Annotated in this window: 18 protein-coding genes; 15 read left to right on the top strand and 3 right to left on the bottom strand. The window is 42.6% G+C overall.

All coding sequences use genetic code 11. The annotated features are described in order from the left end of the window. Positions 1-405 precede the first annotated feature (405 nt). The 4 genes from thrS to rnr all read left to right on the top strand — a co-directional run bounded on the left by thrS (position 406) and on the right by rnr (position 6,953). Positions 406-2,340, top strand: a complete 1,935-nt coding sequence (thrS, locus tag U1P77_RS10950; RefSeq protein ID WP_321155018.1) for a threonine--tRNA ligase — start codon at positions 406-408, stop codon at positions 2,338-2,340. A gap of 23 nt (positions 2,341-2,363) precedes the next feature. Then, the gene (gene infC / locus U1P77_RS10955; protein ID WP_201556809.1) at positions 2,364-2,867 is read left to right on the top strand and encodes a translation initiation factor IF-3; all 504 of its coding nucleotides are present in this window, start codon (positions 2,364-2,366) and stop codon (positions 2,865-2,867) included. A gap of 419 nt (positions 2,868-3,286) precedes the next feature. After that, on the top strand, positions 3,287-4,531 hold the full coding sequence (locus tag U1P77_RS10960; RefSeq protein WP_321155019.1) for a toxic anion resistance protein: 1,245 nt from the start codon (positions 3,287-3,289) through the stop codon (positions 4,529-4,531). Between the two features lie 160 nt (positions 4,532-4,691). Then, positions 4,692-6,953: a ribonuclease R gene (gene rnr / locus U1P77_RS10965; RefSeq protein ID WP_321155020.1), complete on the top strand. Its 2,262-nt coding sequence runs from the start codon at positions 4,692-4,694 to the stop codon at positions 6,951-6,953. A 116-nt stretch (positions 6,954-7,069) separates the two neighbouring features. Here the strand turns inward: rnr and U1P77_RS10970 are convergent, their stop codons facing one another. From U1P77_RS10970 to hisA, 3 genes are all read right to left on the bottom strand, one after another. Further along, a complete protein-coding gene (locus U1P77_RS10970) occupies positions 7,070-7,372 on the bottom strand; it encodes a hypothetical protein (RefSeq protein WP_321155021.1) in 303 nt (100 codons plus the stop codon). Between the two features lie 87 nt (positions 7,373-7,459). Beyond that, on the bottom strand, positions 7,460-9,142 hold the full coding sequence (locus tag U1P77_RS10975; RefSeq protein WP_321155022.1) for a mechanosensitive ion channel family protein: 1,683 nt from the start codon (positions 9,140-9,142) through the stop codon (positions 7,460-7,462). Positions 9,143-9,195: 53 nt separating this feature from the next. Further along, positions 9,196-9,939 carry a 1-(5-phosphoribosyl)-5-[(5-phosphoribosylamino)methylideneamino]imidazole-4-carboxamide isomerase gene (gene hisA, locus U1P77_RS10980; RefSeq protein WP_321155023.1) on the bottom strand — a complete coding sequence of 248 codons (744 nt, stop codon included), beginning with the start codon at positions 9,937-9,939 and terminating at the stop codon, positions 9,196-9,198. 978 nt (positions 9,940-10,917) lie between these two features. On the opposite strand from hisA, the gene U1P77_RS10985 reads away from it, so the two are divergent. The 11 genes from U1P77_RS10985 (at position 10,918) to U1P77_RS11035 (ending at position 21,931) form a co-directional block, all read left to right on the top strand. Next, positions 10,918-12,270 (top strand): Na(+)-translocating NADH-quinone reductase subunit A, encoded by a 1,353-nt coding sequence (locus U1P77_RS10985; RefSeq protein WP_321155024.1) that lies wholly within the window; start codon positions 10,918-10,920, stop codon positions 12,268-12,270. Positions 12,271-12,275: 5 nt separating this feature from the next. Then, positions 12,276-13,511, top strand: a complete 1,236-nt coding sequence (locus U1P77_RS10990) for an NADH:ubiquinone reductase (Na(+)-transporting) subunit B (protein ID WP_321155025.1) — start codon at positions 12,276-12,278, stop codon at positions 13,509-13,511. After that, the gene (locus U1P77_RS10995; RefSeq protein ID WP_321155026.1) at positions 13,492-14,457 is read left to right on the top strand and encodes a Na(+)-translocating NADH-quinone reductase subunit C; all 966 of its coding nucleotides are present in this window, start codon (positions 13,492-13,494) and stop codon (positions 14,455-14,457) included. Before U1P77_RS10990 ends, U1P77_RS10995 begins: the two co-directional genes overlap by 20 nt. A gap of 1 nt (position 14,458) precedes the next feature. Next, positions 14,459-15,130, top strand: coding sequence for an NADH:ubiquinone reductase (Na(+)-transporting) subunit D (locus U1P77_RS11000; protein WP_321155027.1), 672 nt, complete (start codon positions 14,459-14,461; stop codon positions 15,128-15,130). After that, complete coding sequence (nqrE, locus tag U1P77_RS11005) at positions 15,130-15,738, top strand: NADH:ubiquinone reductase (Na(+)-transporting) subunit E (protein WP_321155028.1); 609 nt, start codon at positions 15,130-15,132, stop codon at positions 15,736-15,738. Before U1P77_RS11000 ends, nqrE begins: the two co-directional genes overlap by 1 nt. Positions 15,739-15,856: 118 nt before the next feature. Continuing rightward, positions 15,857-17,092, top strand: coding sequence for an NADH:ubiquinone reductase (Na(+)-transporting) subunit F (gene nqrF / locus U1P77_RS11010; RefSeq protein ID WP_321155029.1), 1,236 nt, complete (start codon positions 15,857-15,859; stop codon positions 17,090-17,092). Positions 17,093-17,284: 192 nt separating this feature from the next. Beyond that, positions 17,285-17,566, top strand: coding sequence for a hypothetical protein (locus tag U1P77_RS11015; protein WP_321155030.1), 282 nt, complete (start codon positions 17,285-17,287; stop codon positions 17,564-17,566). Between the two features lie 189 nt (positions 17,567-17,755). Then, on the top strand, positions 17,756-18,556 hold the full coding sequence (locus U1P77_RS11020; protein ID WP_321155031.1) for an SDR family NAD(P)-dependent oxidoreductase: 801 nt from the start codon (positions 17,756-17,758) through the stop codon (positions 18,554-18,556). A gap of 140 nt (positions 18,557-18,696) precedes the next feature. Beyond that, a complete protein-coding gene (locus tag U1P77_RS11025; protein WP_321155032.1) occupies positions 18,697-19,857 on the top strand; it encodes an FAD:protein FMN transferase in 1,161 nt (386 codons plus the stop codon). A 117-nt stretch (positions 19,858-19,974) separates the two neighbouring features. Beyond that, positions 19,975-20,223: a (Na+)-NQR maturation NqrM gene (gene nqrM, locus U1P77_RS11030; RefSeq protein ID WP_321155033.1), complete on the top strand. Its 249-nt coding sequence runs from the start codon at positions 19,975-19,977 to the stop codon at positions 20,221-20,223. A gap of 412 nt (positions 20,224-20,635) precedes the next feature. Beyond that, entirely contained in the window at positions 20,636-21,931 is a 1,296-nt protein-coding gene (locus tag U1P77_RS11035) for an MFS transporter (RefSeq protein WP_414479011.1), read from the top strand. The last annotated feature ends 149 nt before the right edge of the window (positions 21,932-22,080 follow it).

Below are 22,080 nucleotides of genomic sequence, written 5' to 3' on the forward strand. Positions count from 1 at the left end.
TATGTGATTTATATGATGGCACGGTTGACTCACCTATCATATGATTATTACCTTATTAATAGTACGTTTTGACTTTTACTATTTAGATTCTACAGTTTGGGGAATGCTTATCCCTTACTGTCTAGTGTTTATAGACAGTTTTTGCTATAATAGCCGCTTTTATAGCATGACTCAACGCCACTGTCAGTTAACTGTATTTAAAGGGTGGGTCGCTGTGTTTGATACTTTGGTAATTGTTCATAATTAAGACGAGTAACTATCTATAGTATCCCTTAAGCACATTTAAGTCATGCTATTGGCTCACAACATACCGCGATGAGTGGTTATAATTTATGCGGTCTTACGGTCATATGATTGATGGTTGCAATCATCACTGCCAACAGACTCAAAATAGGTGAATAGATTATGGTAGCGATTACTTTACCCGATGGCAGCGTAAAAGAATTCGAAGGCAACACTACGGTCATAGAAGTGGCGCAAAGTATTGGAGCAGGACTTGCTAAAGCAACAGTCGCTGGTCGCGTAGATGGACATTTAGTGGATGCTTGCGATCCTATCATTGCCGATGCTAAGGTTGAAATCGTTACTGCAAAAGACGATGATGGGGTTGATATTATTCGTCACTCCTGTGCGCACCTACTCGGTCATGCGGTTAAGCAGTTGTATCCTGAAGTAAAAATGGTCATCGGTCCGGTAATTGATGATGGTTTTTACTATGACATTTATAGTGAAACCCCATTTACGCCTGAACACATGGAAAAAATTGAAAAGCGCATGATGGAGCTGATCAAACAAGACTATGATGTCGTTAAGAAAATAACCCCACGTGATGAGGTTATTGAGATATTCAAAGCACGCGGCGAAGATTATAAGCTCAAGCTGATTAATGATATGCCAGGCGAAGATGCTTTTGGGTTATATCATCATCAAGAATATGTCGATATGTGCCGTGGCCCACACGTACCGAATACTCGGTTTTTGAAAGTCTTTAAACTGACCAAAATGTCAGGTGCTTATTGGCGCGGTGATGCTAAAAATGAACAATTACAGCGCATTTATGGCACAGCTTGGGCAGATAAGAAACAACTGAAAGCTTACATCCAGCGTATCGAAGAAGCAGAAAAACGTGATCACCGTAAAATTGGTAAAGCGTTAAATCTATTTCATATGCAAGAGCAAGCGCCAGGTATGGTGTTTTGGCATCCAAACGGTTGGACGATTTATCAAGTACTTGAGCAATATATGCGCAAAGTACAAAATGATAACGGCTATGAAGAAATTAAAACGCCACAAATCGTTGATCGTAGCTTGTGGGAGCGTTCTGGTCATTGGGGCAACTATGCGACCAATATGTTTACCACTTCTAGTGAAAGCCGTGATTATGCGGTGAAGCCAATGAACTGCCCTTGTCACGTGCAAGTATTTAATCAAGGTTTAAAATCTTATCGTGATCTACCACTACGGATGGCTGAATTTGGCTCGTGTCACCGTAACGAACCGTCAGGCTCATTGCATGGTTTAATGCGTGTACGTGGTTTTACTCAAGACGATGCCCATATCTTTTGTACTCAAGCGCAAATTCAACAAGAAGTGGCCGACTTTATTAAGCTAACGCTTGATGTCTATGACGATTTTGGTTTTAAAGACATTATTATGAAATTGTCTACCCGTCCTGAAAAACGTGTGGGTAGTGAAGAAGCTTGGGACTTTGCCGAAAAAGCCCTTGCTGATGCTTTAGACAATTCAGGACTAGATTGGGAATATCTGCCAGGCGAAGGCGCCTTTTATGGTCCTAAGATTGAATTTAGTCTTAAAGACTGCTTAGGTCGAGTATGGCAGTGCGGTACGATTCAGGTCGATCCTAATATGCCTGAGCGCCTTGATGCCGAGTTCGTTAATGAGCATGGCGAGCGTGAAGTACCTATTATGTTGCACCGTGCTATTTTAGGATCGTTTGAGCGCTTTATTGGTATGCTCATCGAACACTATGCCGGCTGGATGCCAGTATGGCTGGCACCGCAACAAGTAGTGGTGATGAATATCACTGATAAACAAGCCGAAAGCTGTGAAAATGTTGTTAGTGAGTTAAAAAAAGCAGGTTTACGGGCCATTAGTGACTTGCGTAACGAAAAGATTGGATTTAAGATACGAGAGAAAACATTAGAACGTATTCCCTATATGCTAGTATTAGGGGATAAAGAAGTCGAATCAGGCAGCGTCAACGTCCGAACCCGCGAAGGTGAAAACCTGGGCGTAATGAGCGTTGCTGAATTTATCACATTAGTAGAGACAGCCGTCACCGAAAAAGGCCGACACAATCAAAAAACAGCTCAGGAGTAATACCTATTAAACAGTCAAACCGTTTGAACATCAACGAAGATATTAGCGTCAAAGAAGTCCGTCTGGTTAAAGAAGATGGCGAACAAATGGGCGTGGTCGATATCGATACCGCGATGAAAGCGGCCCGTGAAGACAATCTAGATTTGGTCGAGTTAGTCCCTGATGCCAAGCCACCAGTATGCAAAATCATGGATTATAAACATTTCCTCTATGATCAAAAGCAAAAGGCTAAAGAAGCTAAAAAGAACCAAAAGCAAACTCAGCTCAAAGAGATGAAACTGCGTCCTAGTACTGAAGAAGCCGATTATCAGGTCAAACTGAAAAAGATCGTCAGTTTCTTAGTAGACCAGGACAAAGTTAAAATTAGCATCCGCTTCCGTGGTCGTGAGATGGCACATCAAGATATCGGTCGTAAGCAGCTCGATCGCATCATTGAAGACACCGCTGATATCTCAAACGTCGAACAATACCCAAAAATGGAAGGTCGACAAATGGGTATGCTACTAGGACCTACGAAGAAAAAATAGGCAGACGGTAAATTTTAGTCACAACAACAACCTATTTGTATTTTTTGACCATCAATATGCCGCGGGATATTGATGGTTTTTTGCCATATGGCTTGTACTAAGCGTTTTTAATTCTTGTATAACCTTTATCTGGTATTACTTTTATCCAGCATTGCTTTACAAAACCAACCTTCATTAGCATCTAAGAACACGATAATCTTAATCATTGCTTAGTATTCATCTACTACTATTAAACTGACGGTCACTGTATTCCGTTTTAGTCGTTCAGTTTAAATCAATAGTTTGCTTAGATTAATACCACATACTAAATCAATAATCCTTTGCTCTCAGTATAAGAGTACCTTCAATAAAAACAAACACAATAAGCATTCGTAAAATCAAAAAAAACAGCCAAAATTTCAATAACTATAGGAAAGTTTATGCAAGAGCTGACCCCACCAGAAAACGCTAATGTCCCAAGCATTTCGCTAACACCACCCGCAGCAGTAAAAGAAGTACAAAAAAGTGAGGCGGATCAGATGGTCACGCTAGACGAAAGCCAAATTCCAGAGCTCGATGCCAAAGTTGATGCTTTTGTAGATCATGTCCTTACTAGCTCTGTTCACAGTCCTGAATTTAAAGAAAACGTGCAATCTATCCATAATTTAGGTAGTAAAGAGATACGTGAATCCGCGCAAATCTCCAATCGGATGTTAGAGCTACCGGCTAAAAGCCTTAATGATAGCTTGTTTGATAACTCGCCAATTGCAAAGTCGCTGACTGAGCTGCGTGGTATCGTCGAGGACTTAGACCCCAGCAAAAAAGAGTTGACCAGCTCACGCAAATTGTTTGGTTTGATTCCTTATGGCAATAAAGTACAGGATTACTTTCGCCAGTATGAATCAGCACAATCACACATCAATGCGGTAGTGACCAGCTTATATAACGGTAAAGATGAGCTACTTAAAGACAATGCGATGATTGAGCAAGAAAAAGTCAATATGTGGGACTTGATGCAGTCTATTCGTCAATATGTCTACGTTGGCAAAAAAATTGATGAGCAGCTTGAACAAAAAATTTATGCGATTGAAGACACTGATCCTGAAAAAGCGCGTATCATTAAAGAAGAAATGCTGTTTTATGTCCGCCAAAAAAACACAGATTTTTTGACCCAATTAGCAGTCAATGTGCAGGGCTATCTAGCCCTTGATACTATTCGTAGAAATAACTTAGAGCTAATTAAAGGGGTGGACCGAGCCACCACTACCACCGTCTCAGCTTTACGTACAGCGGTGATCGTGGCTCAAGCAATGACCAACCAAAAGCTGGTGCTTGATCAAATTACAGCGTTAAATAAAACCACCAGCAGCTTGATTGAGTCTACTTCTGCGATGCTCAAGCGTCAGTCGGGTGAGATTCATGAGCAAGCAACTAGCAGTACGATTGAGCTTGATAAATTACAAAATGCCTTCAATAACGTCTATGACACTATGGATATGATTAGTAACTATAAGATTGAAGCGCTAGAAAATATGAAGCAAACCGTCAATACTTTGACCACAGAAGTGGATAAAGCGCAAAAATATTTAGATAAATCGAACCAGACTACGGTGCTTGAAGTCTCGAAAGAATTGGACAGTAAAAAGGTAACGGATAAGTCCAATTCTGGTAATATTGATATTTAAAGTGCTTTTATAGTAGTTATTGAGCGAACGACATAATATATATCAACGGATGCCTATAAGTCCTTTGACGCAAGATATTGCTGCGGCATTCGTGTCAAATTACGTTGTTCGTGTTAAGATAGTCCCTATTAATAATTTTAAAAAACAGATACGGTATTTTATGAGTTGGAATGATCCAAACGCCTCGGCTGAAGCACAAAAATATGACAACCCTGTTCCCAGTCGCGAGCTGATATTAAGTACGATTAACGAACAGGGTGAACTCACACATCAACAGCTGGCAAAAGCTTTTAACATCGATGATCCTGATCAGTTCGATGCTCTAGGCAATCGTCTAAAAGCAATGGCTCGTGATGGCCAAGTTAATCACGACGGCCGTCCTTATCGCTATCGCACAGTGACGCAACAGGATGTCGTCAGCGGCACAGTGTCTGCCCATGCCAAAGGCTTTGGCTTTGTACTGTTAAGTGATATGCCTGACTTATTCTTGCATGAAAAGCAAATGCGCTGGGTATTCAATGGTGATAAGGTCAATGCTATTGGCACGTCGACCGATAACCGCGGACGTACCGAAGGGCGTATCGTTGAGGTTACTGAGCGTCACCAAAACCAGTTTATCGGTACGCTTGCTCAAGACGAAGACGGTTATTGCGTCGAGCTGGGTAGCCCCAACAATCATCAGCCGATTACGGTTACTAATGACAGTGTGCAAGCATTGGGAGCCAAGCTTGGTAATCCAGTTAAAGTCGATGTGATCGATTGGCCCAATCAGCACGAGTTTGCCACCGGCAAAATCACTGAACTGCTTAATGATGACAATGACCGTGAATTAATTATTGAGACTACTCTACTCAACTACGATATTCCTTCTGAGTTTAGCGAAGCGGTACTTAAGCAAGCCAATGACTATCAAGAGCCAACCGAAAAAGACTTAAAAGGTCGTACTGATTTACGTGAATTACCGCTAGTTACTATTGATGGTGCAGATGCACGTGACTTTGATGATGCGGTATTCGCTGAAAAACGCAGTGGTGGTAACTATCGCGTATTAGTTGCTATTGCTGATGTTAGTTATTATGTGACGCCAAAATCTGCGCTCGATCAAGAAGCTTATGAGCGTGGTACGTCAGTATACTTCCCGCATCGCGTAATCCCGATGCTACCTGAAGTATTGTCAAATGGTCTGTGTTCATTGAACCCTGACGTTGATCGTTTGTGCATGGTTGCGGATATTAAAGTATCACGCGCTGGTAAAGTCACTGGTTATGAGTTTTATCCAGCGGTTATGAATTCACAAGCGCGTCTAACTTATGACCAAGTGAACGATTATTTTACCAATCCAAAAGATGACAGCATTCCTAAGTCGTTGACTGATAATAAAGCGGTCAAGAAATCTGTCGATACTTTGCATCAACTATATGACCTTCTCCTCAAAAAACGCGAAGAACGTCATGCGATGGAATTTGAGACCGTTGAAACTTATATCAAATTCGATGAAAAAGGGGGTATCGCGGCTATCTTACCGCGTACTCGTGGTGATGCACATAAGCTTATTGAAGAGTGCATGCTGCTTGCCAATACTTGTGCGGCAAACTTTGCGCTCAAACATGAGCTACCCGTCCTATATCGTAACCATGATAAACCTGACGGCGAAAAGTCAATGCGTATTCATGAATTCGCGAAGAACTTTGGCCTAAGCTTTCCTGAAGAGAACCCAACGCAAGCGGATTATCAGCACATTATTGAAGCCACCAAAGACCGTCCTGATGCCATCAGCGTCCATAGCATGCTACTGCGTTCTATGATGCAGGCAAAGTATGCACCTGATAATATCGGTCATTTTGGCTTAGCATATGATGAGTACAGTCACTTTACCTCACCGATTCGCCGCTATCCTGACTTAATGTTACACCGTGCTCTTAAAGCCAAAGTGACTAATAGTAAGCAGCCGGACATGGAGTTCTCTCTTGAAGGTGCTGGCACGCAAACGTCAGATACCGAGCGACGCGCTGAAAAAGCTTCACGCTATGTAGAATCATGGCTCAAATGTCATTACATGAAAGACCATGTTGGCGAGGAGTTCGATGGTGTGGTCACAACTGTGACTAACTTTGGTCTATTTGTAACATTAAAAGACCTCTATATTGATGGTCTAGTGCATATCTCTAACGTTGGCGATGACTTCTTTGTTTATGACGAAAGGCAACAACAGCTGGTCGGTAAAGACAAAGGCACATTATTTGGGCTTGGTGACTCTGTACGAGTTAAAGTCGCTGGTGTTAATATGGACCTGCTACAGATTGACTTTGATTTGAAGGCTAAGCTGCAATCTAGTGAGATGAACCAAACCGAAGCTAGCCCAGCTAAGAAAAAACGTCGCCGTAGTGGTAGTAACAGCAACGGTAATAGCAAAAAAGACTAACGCAATTTGAATACTAAAATGTAATAAGAAAGGCTAACGATATCGTTAGCCTTTCTTTTTGCGTCTGATTATATGTGTTTGGTTTTGTGCGTCTAACTTTATATAAACTGGAGTTACTACTGCGCGCTGTCCATTTGCTCAAGGCGTTCTTTATCAACTTGCTGGGCTCGATCTATCTGAGTAGTTGCATTGTCAATTATGGCTTTAGGTTGCTCACCTAAAGGCTTGCTGGCCACATCTACCGACTGATTTGAGCTGATATCAGGCTCATTTACAGCAGCATCGGTAGACTGTACTGGCAGGTCATTATTAACCGCAACCGCTCTATTTTGCTCATGACGGCTGCCATTAATCATATTAAAACCTAGTAACAAGACTATGCCCGCCAACGCGAAGACAATCAGATGTTTTGCTTGCATAGTGACTCTCTCTAATGTTTGAGACATCATTTCCAAGATTATTCTTGAATATTGAATGCTATGCTAAGTTCGTTGCATTTTTCATGCCTACTCTTGCGGACTATTTTTATCCAATAAATCAGTCTCATCAGAATTTTCGGCAATCTCTTGTTCAACTTTCTCCATCAGCTTTTCATCGGGACGCGCATCAAGTACGTCATCGGCATCACGCCCTTGTAAGATATGTTTCGCGCGCGCTTTGGCCTGCTTTTTATCGTTATCATCCACTGTGTTCTCATTATGTGCCTCATCCACCTGTGCAGGTGTAGCCGATGTAACAGTGATTTCAGGACTGGCCTTACCCGTACTATTAATATTTTGCATATGCTCAAAGGCTTTTTCTAACTTGTGATTAAAACGTAGTCGGTAAATAGGTTCAGGTAAGCTGAAGCCTTCATTCTCTAAAGCGTGCTTAGTTTCACGAATGGCAATACTGCGTGCTTTCAAAAAGTCGGTCTCTGATTGGTCGACCCACACTTGAAACTCAAGAACAATGTTGGAGTCGCCAACCTCAGTGATAATTGCAATGGCCTTGGGCTTCGCTAAGACAAAATCTAACGTGCATATTGCATCAAGGCCAACTTTGATAGCTGCAAGTGGATCATCATTAGCATCCACGCCCAACTCGAAAGTAAAGCGGCGTTCAGGGTTTTTGGTATAATTTAATATCGTACTTTTAAAAACTTCAGCGTTAGGTATACGCAGCTGATTACCATCTAAGGTCATTAAAATCGTTGCCCTTGAAGTCAAGCGTACCACAATACCTTCTTGCCCATTAATCACAATTTGATCACGCGCGCGAAATGGCTGACGGATACTGAGCATCAAGGAGGCAATGTAGTTTTCAATAGTATCTTTTACCGCAAAACCGACGGCGATACCAATGACACCAGCACCACCAAGTAGTGTTCCCAAAATGGTTTCTGCGCCAATCAAACTTAAAGCTAAAATTAAACCGACAATAATAAATATTACTTTGACCGTTTGTGACAACAGTTCAGCCACGAATGGATTGGGTGTCAGGTGCTGCCACATTTTCTTTCGGTTGGACAACCAACTGCCGAACCAGGTAACCATACCGAAAATGATGATGCCGACAAAAAGCAACGGCAAGGCTTTGATTAGCGTTTTGCCCTGATTTTTTAAACCTTGATATACAGTGGTAACGTTGTCTTGTACATCTAGAGTACGATCGATTTTGTCATCTACGGTAACGACGTCAGTCAAACGATTCGTAAGATTGATAGCCTGTTGAGCTTTTTCCTCGTTTGGTGTCTCGCCGGTTAAAGTCACCACGCCTTGAGTGACGCTGACATTAACAGTTTTTAAACCTTCAATTTCAGAAAAAATACCACTGATACGTTGACGAATGTCATCGTCTTTTTGCAGCGTGGGTGTGGTTTCAATCTGGGCGTTATTGGTGCTCTCACCACTTATGCTAGGCGGCGGCGTAGTTGGCGCAGGCGATGTAGGTAATGCGCTGCTATTTGAAACATTATTAGTAGGGTCTCCACTAGAAGAGCTGTTAGCCGAATCGTTAGAAACACTAGGTGGCGTGGTTGGCTCAGCAGTTAATTGGGTACTTTCTATCTCCAATACGTTTACTACGCCTGCCAGTTCCTCACCCGCTGCGTAAACTGGCAGTCCATAAAAGAAGCTTATAAGCAATAAACATTGACCCCACGCAAGCAATTGCCTGCGTATAGAGTGGTGGTCAAAATAAGCGGTCATAAGCATCCTTTATTAAGCGCTATTGAAATGATAAGCTGGGTCAACTTACCTGTCTATTTGTTACTGTCCAAATAGCTTTGTGCCTCACCGAGATCTAACGTGCCCTCATAAATGGCACGACCAGTGATAATACCTTCGATACAGTCGCCATAAGGCTTAAGTAATTTGATATCTTGCATATCAGTGACGCCACCTGAAGCAATGACGGGTAGACCACCTTCACGCGCTAGAGTAACCGTTTGCTCAACATTGACGCCTTGCATCATGCCATCACGAGCAATATCAGTATAGACGATTGAAGATACACCAACATCAGCAAAGCGCTTGGCAAGTTCTGTTGCCTTAGTATCGGTGACATTTGCCCAACCATGAGTGGCCACCATGCCATCTTTAGCATCGATACCAACGATAATATGTCCGGCAAATTCGCGGCAAGCCTCAGCAACGAACGCAGGATCTTCGACCGCCTTAGTACCGATGATAATATAGGTCAAACCAGCGGTGATATACTGCTCAATGGTATGCATATTACGGACACCGCCTCCAAGCTGGATAGGCAGCTTAGGAAAAGCTTTGGCAATATCATGAACCACGCTTTTATGAACCGGTACACCATCAAATGCACCATTTAAATCAACCAAATGTAGCCGCCGTGCGCCTTCTTTTACCCAGCGCGCTGCTATCGCTACTGGGTCATCAGAAAAAACCGTATCATCTTCCATACGGCCTTGTTTTAATCGCACACACTTACCATCTTTTAGATCAATAGCTGGAATAATGACAGGCACAGCACACATATAGCACTCCTTATAAAACGAAACATTAAAAACAGTTGTAACAATAAGTTTGACAATAAAACAATGATTGAAAATACCACTTAAAAAGTAATTTAACCTATAAAAGCGGTCAAAAATTAGAGAGAAACTTTGGCTAGTACATTTGATCGATACATAACGCCAATAGTCTTAAAATCAGACACTCATAACTATAAGTTTTAACGTCTAGGATTGTCACTAATATTAGGTAAATTCAGTTACTAACTGGCAATTTTAGGTTAATTTAGCGTATAATCCTAGGTAAATTTGTATTTGTTTCTATGTAATAACACCCGACCGTTTTGTATCTACAGATGGTTTGACGATGTTTTGCGGTTAGAATATGGTAAATAATGGGGCTGCATTGATCGTCATGTTACCTATATGTTTGATAAATGGATGACCTCACATGTGAGGTGTTTATAGATGCTATCATAGGTCACTAAACTACGCTTAGATACCTTTTCATAAGGCATCAACAAGCCATTCACCACTCACTTAATTAGTTTGTCGTTTTACTAATTTATTACCTATTTAGACGGGTAATTACTTGGTTATATCAACATTTAACCCCATATCAATTTTACTGAATAGCTCTAATTAAATCACACTGGTATTACAATTCTTGTATTTGTTATAGAAGGTATGATGGGACTGACTTCTACTATAGTTAATAGCTTTTGATTTTGACTACAGTTAGAGAGTTTTATCATGCATCCTGGTAGCCAGTCGCCACTTTGGTAATTCGAATAAGACATTAACGTGTTGTTAAGGAGTCTAAGGTCAGCGTTAATACTCTTATTAGCAGTCATAATCAAGCGGTGTTTTTAAAAACCTTTACCTTTGTCCTGCTATAGGGAATAGAGGGTTAAGTGCTTTTAATGACGCTGAGGTTCATGCTGCCGATATACCAAACAGGACGTCTGGTATCGTTTTAGACTATGGACTAAGTTTTCGCTTATGATTACCATCAAAAAAGGTTTGGATTTGCCTATCACTGGCGAGCCCTCCCGCGAGATAACTGAGCACAGACCCGCACATGTGGCACTCGTTGGCTGCGATTACGTGGGAATGAAGCCCACGATGAACGTCAAAGAAGGTGACATCGTAGCCAAAGGTCAGCCCGTTTTTGAAGACAAAAAACGAGTGGGTGTTATCTCTACTGCTCCTGCTGCTGGCAAAATCGTTGCTATCAAACGTGGCGAACGTCGTGTGTTCGAAAGTCTGGTGATTCAGGTTGATCCAAACGGTGAAGAAATAGATTTTCAGCGCTATGACTCACAGCAACTTGCTGACTTAGACTCTGAAATCGTTGAAACCCAACTGCTTGCCTCTGGTGAGTGGACCGCATTTCGCACGCGTCCCTTTAGCCGCTCCCCTGATATCGGTGCCCGTCCGCACGCTATCTTTGTCACTGCTATGGATACCAATCCATTAGCGTTTGACCCTATACTGCTAATCAATGAGCAGATAGAAGCGTTCAATGACGGCTTAGCCGTACTATCAACCTTAAGTCCAAAGACCTTTGTTTGCCACCATGGTGATGCCCAGCTGACGCCAGTACCGAAGACGGCTACTAATAATGTCACTGAATATCATAGCTTTTCTGGTAAGCATCCGGCAGGTCTTGCGGGCACGCATATTCACTTTTTGCATCCCCTTAATCGCGGCGTGACCGTATGGACAATTGGTTATCAGGATATAATTGCTATTGGTAAATTGTTTACCACGGGTCATTTATATACGCGCCGCCTACTAAGTTTGGCAGGCCCTGCGGTCAAGAACCCACATCTGATTGCCACTGAGCGCGGTGCTGACATTACAGCTTTGACCAAAGGTCAGTTACTCGAAGGCGAGAACCGTATCATTTCAGGTTCGGTACTGTCGGGCCGTCAAGTATTTGACAACAGCTCCTATCTTGGCCGTTTTCATGATCAAATCAGTGTGTTGTCTGAAGGACATGAACGTCCCTCATTTCATTTCTTAAGAGCCGGTAAAAACCGTTTCTCTAAACTGCCTATTTATATCTCCCATTTCTTTAGTAATAAAAAGTATGACTTTACTACGACTACTAATGGCTCACCGCGCGCTATGGTACCGATTGGGGTTTATGAAAAGATTATGCCGCAAGATTATCTACCAACGCAGCTTTTGCGTGCACTAATTATCGAAGACATTATCACCGCGGTTGACTTAGGTGTCCTTGAACTGGACGAAGAAGATTTAGCCTTGTGTACCTTCGTTTCTCCTGGCAAATATGAATACAGTGATATTTTGCGTGATAACTTAACGCGTATCGAACTGGAGGGCTAACCACGATGAAATTTTTACACAACATGTTCGATCGTATGGAGCCGTCCTTTACTAAGGGTGGCAAACACGAAAAATACTATGCTCTCTTTGAGATGTTTGATACCTTTTTACGTCAACCAGACTCAACGACTTTTACTTCATCACACGTGCGTGACGGTATCGACCTTAAGCGTATTATGATCACCGTATGGATGTGTACCTTCCCAGCCATGTTTTGGGGTATGTACAACGTCGGTCATCAAGCATTGACTGCCATAGCAGAACTGGGTCTACAAGCTGATGGTTGGCGTACTGTCGTCACCAGTATGGCAGGCTATAATCCAGATAGTATCTGGGCTTGCTTTGTCTATGGGGCCATGCAGTTTTTACCGATTTATATCGTCACTTTTGCAGTAGGTATTTCCTGTGAAATTATCTTTGCCGTAGTTCGCGGTCATGAAGTGAACGAAGGCTTCTTTGTGACCTCAGTACTATATGCGTTGATTATGCCGCCAGATATTCCATTGTGGCAAGTCGCCTTGGGGATTATCTTTGGGGTAGTCGTGGCCAAAGAGGTATTTGGCGGTACCGGTAAAAACTTCCTGAACCCTGCCCTATCGGGTCGTGCGTTTCTATATTTTGCCTATCCTGCCTATATGTCAGGTGACTCAGTATGGACCGCCGTTGATGGCTTCTCAGGAGCCACACCACTTGGCTTAGCGGCTCTTGGGGTGACACCAGACAAATTCGTTGATATTTATGGTCAGGCGATTACTTGGAGCGATGCCTTTTTTGGCAATATCCAAGGGAGTATTGGTGAAGTATCGACCTTTGCTATTTTATTTGGTGCCGCTGTTCTACTGTGGACGCGCATTGCCTCATGGCGCATCATGTCAGGTTGTGTCATTGGTCTGATTGCTACTTCACTTATCTTTAATATGATTGGTTCTGAAGACAACCTTATGATGAATTTGCCGTTCTATTGGCACTTAGTCATTGGAGGTTTTGCGTTTGGTGCGGTGTTTATGGCAACCGACCCTGTGTCAGCTGCCCATACCAATAAAGGCCGCTGGGCTTATGGTATCTTAATCGGCTTTATGACCGTATTAATTCGGGTAGTCAACCCAGCATTCCCAGAAGGCATCATGCTCGCTATTCTTTTTGCCAACTTATTTGCCCCATTGTTTGACTATTTTGTCACCCAAGCAAATATCAAACGCCAAACAGCACGGAGGGTTCGCTATGTCCAAGCCCAAAAGTAATAATATGAAAACCATCAGGGTGGCATTGACGCTATGCTTGGTGTGTTCCGTATTGGTTTCAGCAGCAGCCGTCGGTCTCAAGCCGGCGCAAATCGAAAACGCTCGTTTGGACCGTAATAAAAACATCTTGGTAGCGGCAGGTATGTTTGACCCAGATTCTGATACCAATGAAGATGTCGCTGAGCGTTTTAAAAACTTCGATGTTGAAATCGTGAACTTAAATAAAGGCAATTACTTAGATGATGACGCGCTAAAGGCAGTCGGTATTGCAGATCGTAATACTTATGATGTCAATCAGGCGACTAAAAATCAGGCACTGAGCGTAGATTTAGGGGATAACGATCCGGCGAGTATTGGTCGTAAGCCTAAATACGCTAAAGTCTACGTAAAAAATGACGATGCTGGTCAACCTGAAATGGTGGTACTGCCAATTCAAGGCTATGGCCTATGGGGCACTATCTATGGTTTCTTGACCCTTGAAGGCGATATGAATACTATCAAAGGTATTAGCTTTTATGAGCATAAAGAAACCCCGGGCTTAGGGGCTCGTATTGAAGAGCCAAAATGGCGCGCGATGTGGCAAGGTATCCACTCTTATGATGAGAGCGGTGCTGTTGCAACGGGTGTTGCTACTTCAGGTTCAAAAGAAAATTGGGTCGATGGTATCAGTGGTGCAACTCTGACCAGTCGTGGCGTCAGTAACATGATTCAGTTTTGGTTGGGTGAGCAAGGGTACAAGCCTTATTTAGATCATGTGCGTGAAGAAACCGGTCAGACGATTGACAATACTGACGTACAAGCAAAGCAAGTCTCATATAAAAATCTAGGTCAAAGCTCATATCAAAACTCACATCAAAACTCACGTCAAAACCTAGCTCAACAACAGACGCATCCCGTAACCGAGCTGGCATCTATAGCACCAGCAGCAAACGGAAAGGAGGCTTAACGTGGCTGATACAAAAAGTATTTTAGTTTCACCTATTTTTGATAACAACCCTATTGGCTTGCAAATATTAGGTATTTGTTCGGCATTGGCGGTGACCACTACCGTAGTTAATGCGTTGGTCATGAGTGTGGCGTTGACCTTGGTAACCGCATTTTCGAGCTTCTTTATCTCGATTATTCGTAAACAAATTCCATCAAGCATCCGTATTATTGTGCAGATGACTATTATTGCCTCTTTGGTTATCTTAGTCGACCAGGTATTAAAAGCGGTGGCTTATGATGTGAGTAAAGGACTGTCAGTATTCATAGGTCTGATCATCACTAACTGTATCGTGATGGGCCGTGCAGAAGCCTTTGCTATGAGCAATCCACCAGTACCCAGCTTTTTAGATGGTATTGGTAACGGTCTTGGCTACTCTGCAGTCCTATTATTTGTGGCCACTATTCGCGAAATATTAGGCTCAGGCAGCTGGTTTGGTATCACCCTATTACAACCAGCTACTGATGGTGGCTGGTATGTACCAAATGGTCTATTACTGTTGCCACCTTCAGCGTTCTTTATTATTGCGATGTTTATTGTCATCGTGCGCATTTGGAAACCAGAACAGGTTGAAGAGGCTGAATTTGTAATGAAGCCGCAGTCTAAAGGCATGGCACATGGAGGGGGTCACTAATGGGACATTATGTTAGTTTATTTATAACCTCAGTCTTTATCGAAAATATGGCACTGGCCTATTTCTTAGGCATGTGTACCTTTTTAGCGGTATCGAAAAAAGTTTCAACGGCTATTGGTCTTGGGGTCGCAGTGATCTTTGTTATGGCACTCACTGTACCATTGAACAATTTGTTATTTCAGTTCATTCTAAAAGATGGCGCGCTAGCATGGGCAGGTTTTCCTGATATCGATCTCAGCTTTTTAGGCTTGCTCAGTTATATCGGTCTTATTGCTGCTGTGGTGCAGATTTTAGAGATGTTCCTAGATAAGTTTGTCCCAAGTTTGTATAACGCGCTTGGCGTATTCTTACCACTAATAACCGTTAACTGTGCCATCTTAGGTGGTGTACTATTTATGGTTGAGCGTGACTATAACTTTGGTGAGTCTGTGGTATATGGCTTTGGCGCAGGCTTTGGTTGGGCACTTGCCATCACGGTATTGGCCGGTATCCGTGAAAAGCTCAAATACTCAGACATCCCAGCCCCGCTACGTGGTTTGGGTATTACCTTTATTACGGTTGGTCTCATGTCACTTGGCTTTATGTCGTTCGGTGGTATGTCAATTTAGGCCGCTTTGCTCAAAACCATACTCAGTTATTTGACCTAATTAATTCATTTATTCGGTAGAGGTTCGGAACCATTTATATTGACCCGCACCCCTACCCCATAGATTAAGGATACATATCATGGATTATGCTACAGCGATTGGTGGCGTTGCTATGTTTACCTTGATCATCATGGGCCTCGTCGCTATTATTTTGGCGGCGCGCTCAAGACTGGTCAGTTCAGGCGATGTTACCATTCATATCAATGATAACCCCGACAATGACGTGGTGACGCCAGCAGGCGGTAAACTACTACAAACCCTTGCTAGTGAAGGTATATTTTTATCTTCAGCCTGTGGTGGTGGTGGTACGTGTGCCCAGTGTCGCTGCCGTGTTATTGAAGGTGGGGGTTCTATTTTACCCACCGAAGAAGGCTATTTTACCCAAGGTGAAATTCGCAATCATATGCGCCTTGCGTGTCAGGTCTCTGTCAAGCAGGACATGGAAATTGAGATTGAACCTGAATTCTTTGATGTACAAAAATGGGAATGTGAGGTTATCTCTAATGATAACGTCGCCACCTTTATTAAAGAATTGGTACTCAAAATTCCAGATGGTGAAGAAGTCAACTTCCGCGCGGGTGGTTACGTACAGCTGGAAGCGCCACCACATGAAGTGCATTATAAAGACTTTGATATTGATGAAGAATACCGAGAAGATTGGGAAAAGTTTGGCATTTTTGATTATGTCTCAAAAGTTGATGAGGAGGTCATACGTGCCTACTCAATGGCCAACTATCCAGAAGAAAAAGGCTTAATTAAGTTTAATATTCGTATTGCTTCTCCGCCGCCACGTGGCCCTGACGGTATTCCACCGGGTAAAATGTCTTCGTGGACCTTTAGCTTAAAGCCAGGCGATAAAGTCACCGTATCTGGCCCTTATGGTGAGTTCTTCGCCAAAGAAACCGAAGCTGAAATGATCTTTGTCGGTGGTGGTGCTGGTATGGCACCGATGCGCTCACATATCTTTGATCAGCTTAAACGCTTAAACACGGATCGTAAAATCAGCTTTTGGTATGGTGCCCGTTCTATTCGCGAGATGTTCTATGTTGAGGACTATGACCAACTGCAAGAAAACTTTTCTAACTTCCAGTGGCATGTGGCCTTGTCAGATCCATTACCAGAAGACAATTGGGATGGCTATACGGGCTTTATCCATAATGTCTTGTTAGAAGAGTATCTTAAAGACCATCCAAACCCAGAAGACTGTGAATATTACATGTGCGGACCCCCAATGATGAACGCGGCGGTAATCGGTATGTTACACAGCTTAGGCGTGGAAGACGAAAATATCGCGCTTGATGACTTTGGTGGTTAAGCTAGTTTTTTAATACATTTTTATTATTTTATTTAAATTGGCATCGATAAGATGTCCATTTTTTTTGGAACTTTACATCACCTTGAACTTATTGTTAACATCCCATATTGCTTAAAATGATTAATTTTTAAAATTTTTCCATATAATCATTTTGGCTATTTTGGATGTTTGCTTTCAATTGCGGATTATAGTATGAAACTTAGTATGTTTACAGGAGCTATGGCTTCTATATTGGCCGTTTCTGGGTGCACAACTGATCCTATGTATCAGCGTACATTGCAAGTACAACAGCCTACATGGCAAAAAGCAGGTATTTCTAAGGGTGATACAAACAACGCCATACAAAAATGCCGCTATGACATTGGTATGGCAAACATAAGCGCTGAGAGAGAAAATACTTTGCTAACTGCCTGTTTGGAGTCAAAAGGCTACCGCTACACAGATAGAAGAGTTGCTGGAAGCCAGTACCTATAATATATATTTCTATAAAGTTATCCTTATAAAAAATTGAGGTATCAAATAAGATGCCTCAATTTTTTATTGCCTTTAGGTTGACTACAGTATGCTGTTTAGACCATAGTTTGAAATAGTATAAATATTTTGAACTTGCAATAAACCAGCTAAAATATATACCAACTTCTAATTAGATAGGAAAGGACTCTTATGAAAGCAAAATTTAAAGACCTAACCATTTGGATAACCGGTGCCTCCAGCGGTATTGGTGAAGCTCTGTCCGTTGAGTTTGCCAAACGAGGTGCCAGAATTATTTTGAGTGGCCGTAATAGTGAAAAACTAGAAGCGGTTAAAAATCAGTGCAAACAATCAAACAAACATATAGTTGTGCCTTTTGATATTAGTGATGCCGACCAAGCAAAAGAGGCTTATCGCTCTGTGAAAACGCAAACAGGAAAAATCGATTGGCTCATTAATAATGCTGGCGTCAGTCAACGCTCGTTAATCATGGAAACCACCGAGGAAGTTGAGCGCCAATTAATGGAGATCGATTACTTTGCGCAAACTCGTCTGACAAGGTTGGTATTGCCAGATATGATTGCTCAAGGACAGGGCAAAGTGGTGATGGTATCCAGTATAGCCGGCATGATCGGTACCCAATACCGTGGAGGATATGGGGCAGCCAAAGCCGCTATCCACATGTGGGTAGACAGTTTACGTGCTGAATTACACGATCAAGGGATAGAGGTGGCAAATATATTCCCAGGGTTTATCCAAACCAATGTATCCATCAATGCCTTAACGGGAGATGGTACGGCACAAGGCACTATGGATGACGCTACCAATAAAGGCTTAACCGCTAAGACCTTTGCTAAGCAAGTCAGCAAAGCATTAATTAAAGGTGAAGAATATATTATTGTCGCGGGTAGAAAAGAAAAGCTAGCTATGAGAATTAATCGAGTTTCGCCGCCAAAGCTTTATAAACTGATTCGCCGCTCTCAAGTCAAATAATTAAGTTGAATAGCCAAGTTAAATAATTGAAATAATCAATCTGCGACGAGCTTATTGTGATTAGGGCGTGTAAAATAAGCAGAATACATTTGCAATAACACTCCTTATTTTATACCTCCTACTTTGTATCAATAGTACTTATGACAAATTTAACGAAGTTCTCGCACGATAATACGCTTAGTAGCACAACCAATCACACAAGCAGTAATAAAACCATTTTTGCTGCTATTGGTGCTGCTTGTCTTTTGAGCCTTAGCGCTTGCCAGCAGCCTCCTGATTACAATTACCTGAGTGGCGAGACTATGGGCACCAGCTACCATATTAGTTATCAGTTGCCAGAAGACGCTGACGAGGCCGCTATCCAAGTAGCGATAGATGAGCGCTTACAACAAATTAATGACAGTATGTCGACTTATCAGGCTGATTCGACCATCTCGAAATTTAATCAGTTAGGAAAAGATACGCCGATCACTATTGATGCTGACTTTAGTCACGTACTGAGTGTCTCTCGGCAAGTTTATGAGCAATCAGATGGTGCATTTGATCCAACTGTTATGCCCTTGGTTGATACTTGGGGCTTTGGTAGCACCATGACGGTTGAACGTTTACAAAGTCCGCCAAGCACTGCTGAAATAGCTCAAGCGCTTGCCTTAGTAGATTTTGAAGGCGTGGTACAAAACGATAAACTCATCCATAAAACCAAAGACGGCATCGGGCTTGATTTTTCGGCAGTCGCCAAAGGTTATGGCGTAGATGTCATTGCAAATGTGCTCAAAGATCGCTACCAGATTCGTAATTATATGGTGGAGATTGGTGGTGAGGTAGCAACATCAGGGGTTAGCGGTCAGCAACAGCCTTGGCAAATAGCCATTGATGCTCCCATTGAGGGCAGTACCGTTAGCGCGCGCCAAACGATCGCCGCTATTCGTCAACCTATGAATAATGGCAATCAGATGCATCTGGCAACCTCTGGCAACTATCGCAACTCTGTTGTGTTCGCAGGTAAGCATTATAGCCATACTATTGATCCTACTACTGGCAAGCCCATCATCGGCGGTGCTCCCTCGGTAACGGTTGCGGCAGATTCAGTGGCAGTCGCTGATGCTTGGGCAACGGCATTGACCGCCATGCCTTATGCCAAAGCTTTAGCGACCGCTAAACAGCAAAAACTGGCGGCGCTGTTTGTCATATTGGCTGATGATGTCAAGCTAGATGCACCTGCTGACGATTTAGAGGACTGGATAATCATCCAGACCCCTGCGATGCAAGACCTACGGGCGGATAAGAAGCCTTCAGTGTAGATAATAGGCTACTGATAACAAACCGTTTGAACAAACGGGCAGGTCAAAATTTTGTTATACTATGAGAGAGTCATTGTTATTAGTGACTGTCTCATTTTTTTTAAACGAGGTCGCTCCATGTTTAGCCAATTACTTCCCATGCTTGCCATTACCTTTACCGTATTCGTGCTATTTTTTATCTTTATGGGTATTGGTTATATGTTCAAAAAACAACCGCTTAGAGGCTCTTGCGGTGGTGTTGCCAAACTAATGGGCAACGAAAAATGCTCTTATTGTGGCGATGACCCCAACAAGTGTGAGTCTACAGTTGCTGATCAGCAGATAGATGCTATTAAAGCAGCTCAATTGGGCAAACCTGCACTATAGTTTTTTGTTGTTCAGTAGTTGCTAACTTATAAGTCCAATCAAATTACTTTCAAAGGTGCTTTTTTATACTTACTAGCGTCTTTGAAGGTTCTATAGCTTGTCATAATGGCCGTTGGTTACCATACGCTGGTAGTACTCGTCTGCTGTTTGCTTTTATAATAGTGTTAGTTGTTATTCAATCCCTATTTAGACTAGATAAACCTTAGTTGCTTTCTGCGCCAGTTATCTTTCTAAAATTCTTTTATAAATATAAATATCGAATAAATTTATTCAAAAATTTTATTCAGTCTTTTATTATCCGCTTTCTACAAGCTCCACACGTTTTTTCTAATTCTGACTAAACTGTCAGTCACATTATGGGTGAAATTTTATTGGTGTTATTTTATGAGTGGCGGTTCTCCGGCGCTCTCTAATGATGTGTCCTTTTTCTTATTTTAATAGTCGTGCTGCTATGTCCACCCCTTCTGATTTGCATTCCAAGCAACGCTCGGATGCGCCGCAACCGTTTAATCTTCCTTCCTCTAAGTTCATTTTTTGGCTGGTACTAAGTGCCATGATTTTGCTGGCCACCAATATGCGCGCGCCCATTGTCGCGCTCGGCTCTATTGCGCCAGTAGTTCAAGAGGCGCTCAACATCTCTGAGACCCAAATCGGTTGGCTGGGTGCAGTGCCAATGCTGACCTTTGCGGTTGGTGCGCTCATTGCCCCAACGATTGGTAAGCGTTTTGGTCTTGAGAATACTTTAATTGCGATGATTGCACTCCTAACCTTTGGTATGGTTATCCGTACGGTCATTCCGACTTGGATTGGGTTTTTGAGTGGTACGGTGCTGTTGACCTTAGCCATCGGTTTTGCCAATACCTTAGCTGCGCCAGTGATTAAGCAGCGTACGCCTAATCAAATTCCGCTAATTACAGGTCTGTTCAGTCTGACCATGACGGTGAGCGCAGGTATAGTAGCCGGTGTGGTATTACCGCTATCTAAATATGTCGGCTGGCAATGGGCACTTGGCGGTTGGTCATTCTTAGGTATTTTTGCGATCATTATTTGGGTGTTTTTACGCCTGCGTTTGGGTTCGTCCAATCATCAGGCCGTCATCCCTATTCCGTCAGGATCTTCAAATATTTCAATGTGGCGGACGCCATTTGCTTGGCAGATTGCTATTTTCATGGGCTTGCAGTCGTTGTTATTCTATACCGTAGCCAGTTTTTTACCGTCTATTTGGCTGAGTAAAGGCCTATCTGCGGTTACCGCTGGGCAAATGGCTTCGGTGTTTCAATTTATGGCGCCAGTAGCCATTTTAAGCTTAACTTGGTTGGTCAATCGTGGTCGTCCTATTCAAGCATTGGCCGTATTTGCGGCTGTTTTAAACGTTGTTGGCGTATTGGGCATTACCTATCTGTCTGCTGATTTGGCATGGTTATGGTCAGGAATCATGGGCATTGGTTGTTCTGCGATTTTTACTTTGAGTATGATGCTATTTTCACTACGCACTTATACGGCCAATCAGGCCAGCGAGTTATCGGGTATGGCGCAAGCAGTCGGTTACATTATTGCGTTTTTTGGCCCACTCGGCACCGGTTGGCTACATGAAGCAACGGGCACTTGGGATTTACCGCTATTAATCATGTTAGTTTTGATGATTGGTAACGTTGCTATTGCATGGATGGTTAGTCGTCCGGTTATGGTCGATGGTAAGCGGATATAGGATATGTAGGGTTGTGACACATACGCTTATGTTAGTTGCAACAGACTAACTATTTACCTGTACTATCGGTCATCAATATTCGCTAAGATTGGGCTTTGATTGAACAGCGCATTATTTATTACCCTAAAGCTTGTTGAATAAGGCACGTT

The sequence above is a fragment of the Psychrobacter sp. LV10R520-6 genome, from assembly GCF_900182925.1.
In the GTDB taxonomy this organism is placed as follows: domain Bacteria; phylum Pseudomonadota; class Gammaproteobacteria; order Pseudomonadales; family Moraxellaceae; genus Psychrobacter.

What these genes read in the sequence shown, in the direction of transcription:
- nqrF (WP_321155029.1), top strand. Translation starts at nt 15,857, where the DNA reads ATGGATTATGCTACAGCGATTGGTGGCGTTGCTATGTTTACCTTGATC.
- U1P77_RS11035 (WP_414479011.1), top strand. Translation starts at nt 20,636, where the DNA reads ATGATGTGTCCTTTTTCTTATTTTAATAGTCGTGCTGCTATGTCCACC.
- U1P77_RS10970 (WP_321155021.1), bottom strand. Translation starts at nt 7,372, where the DNA reads ATGCAAGCAAAACATCTGATTGTCTTCGCGTTGGCGGGCATAGTCTTG.
- rnr (WP_321155020.1), top strand. Translation starts at nt 4,692, where the DNA reads ATGAGTTGGAATGATCCAAACGCCTCGGCTGAAGCACAAAAATATGAC.
- U1P77_RS11020 (WP_321155031.1), top strand. Translation starts at nt 17,756, where the DNA reads ATGAAAGCAAAATTTAAAGACCTAACCATTTGGATAACCGGTGCCTCC.
- thrS (WP_321155018.1), top strand. Translation starts at nt 406, where the DNA reads ATGGTAGCGATTACTTTACCCGATGGCAGCGTAAAAGAATTCGAAGGC.
- nqrE (WP_321155028.1), top strand. Translation starts at nt 15,130, where the DNA reads ATGGGACATTATGTTAGTTTATTTATAACCTCAGTCTTTATCGAAAAT.
- U1P77_RS10975 (WP_321155022.1), bottom strand. Translation starts at nt 9,142, where the DNA reads ATGACCGCTTATTTTGACCACCACTCTATACGCAGGCAATTGCTTGCG.
- U1P77_RS10985 (WP_321155024.1), top strand. Translation starts at nt 10,918, where the DNA reads ATGATTACCATCAAAAAAGGTTTGGATTTGCCTATCACTGGCGAGCCC.
- hisA (WP_321155023.1), bottom strand. Translation starts at nt 9,939, where the DNA reads ATGTGTGCTGTGCCTGTCATTATTCCAGCTATTGATCTAAAAGATGGT.
- U1P77_RS10995 (WP_321155026.1), top strand. Translation starts at nt 13,492, where the DNA reads ATGTCCAAGCCCAAAAGTAATAATATGAAAACCATCAGGGTGGCATTG.
- U1P77_RS10990 (WP_321155025.1), top strand. Translation starts at nt 12,276, where the DNA reads ATGAAATTTTTACACAACATGTTCGATCGTATGGAGCCGTCCTTTACT.
- U1P77_RS10960 (WP_321155019.1), top strand. Translation starts at nt 3,287, where the DNA reads ATGCAAGAGCTGACCCCACCAGAAAACGCTAATGTCCCAAGCATTTCG.
- U1P77_RS11025 (WP_321155032.1), top strand. Translation starts at nt 18,697, where the DNA reads ATGACAAATTTAACGAAGTTCTCGCACGATAATACGCTTAGTAGCACA.
- U1P77_RS11015 (WP_321155030.1), top strand. Translation starts at nt 17,285, where the DNA reads ATGAAACTTAGTATGTTTACAGGAGCTATGGCTTCTATATTGGCCGTT.
- nqrM (WP_321155033.1), top strand. Translation starts at nt 19,975, where the DNA reads ATGTTTAGCCAATTACTTCCCATGCTTGCCATTACCTTTACCGTATTC.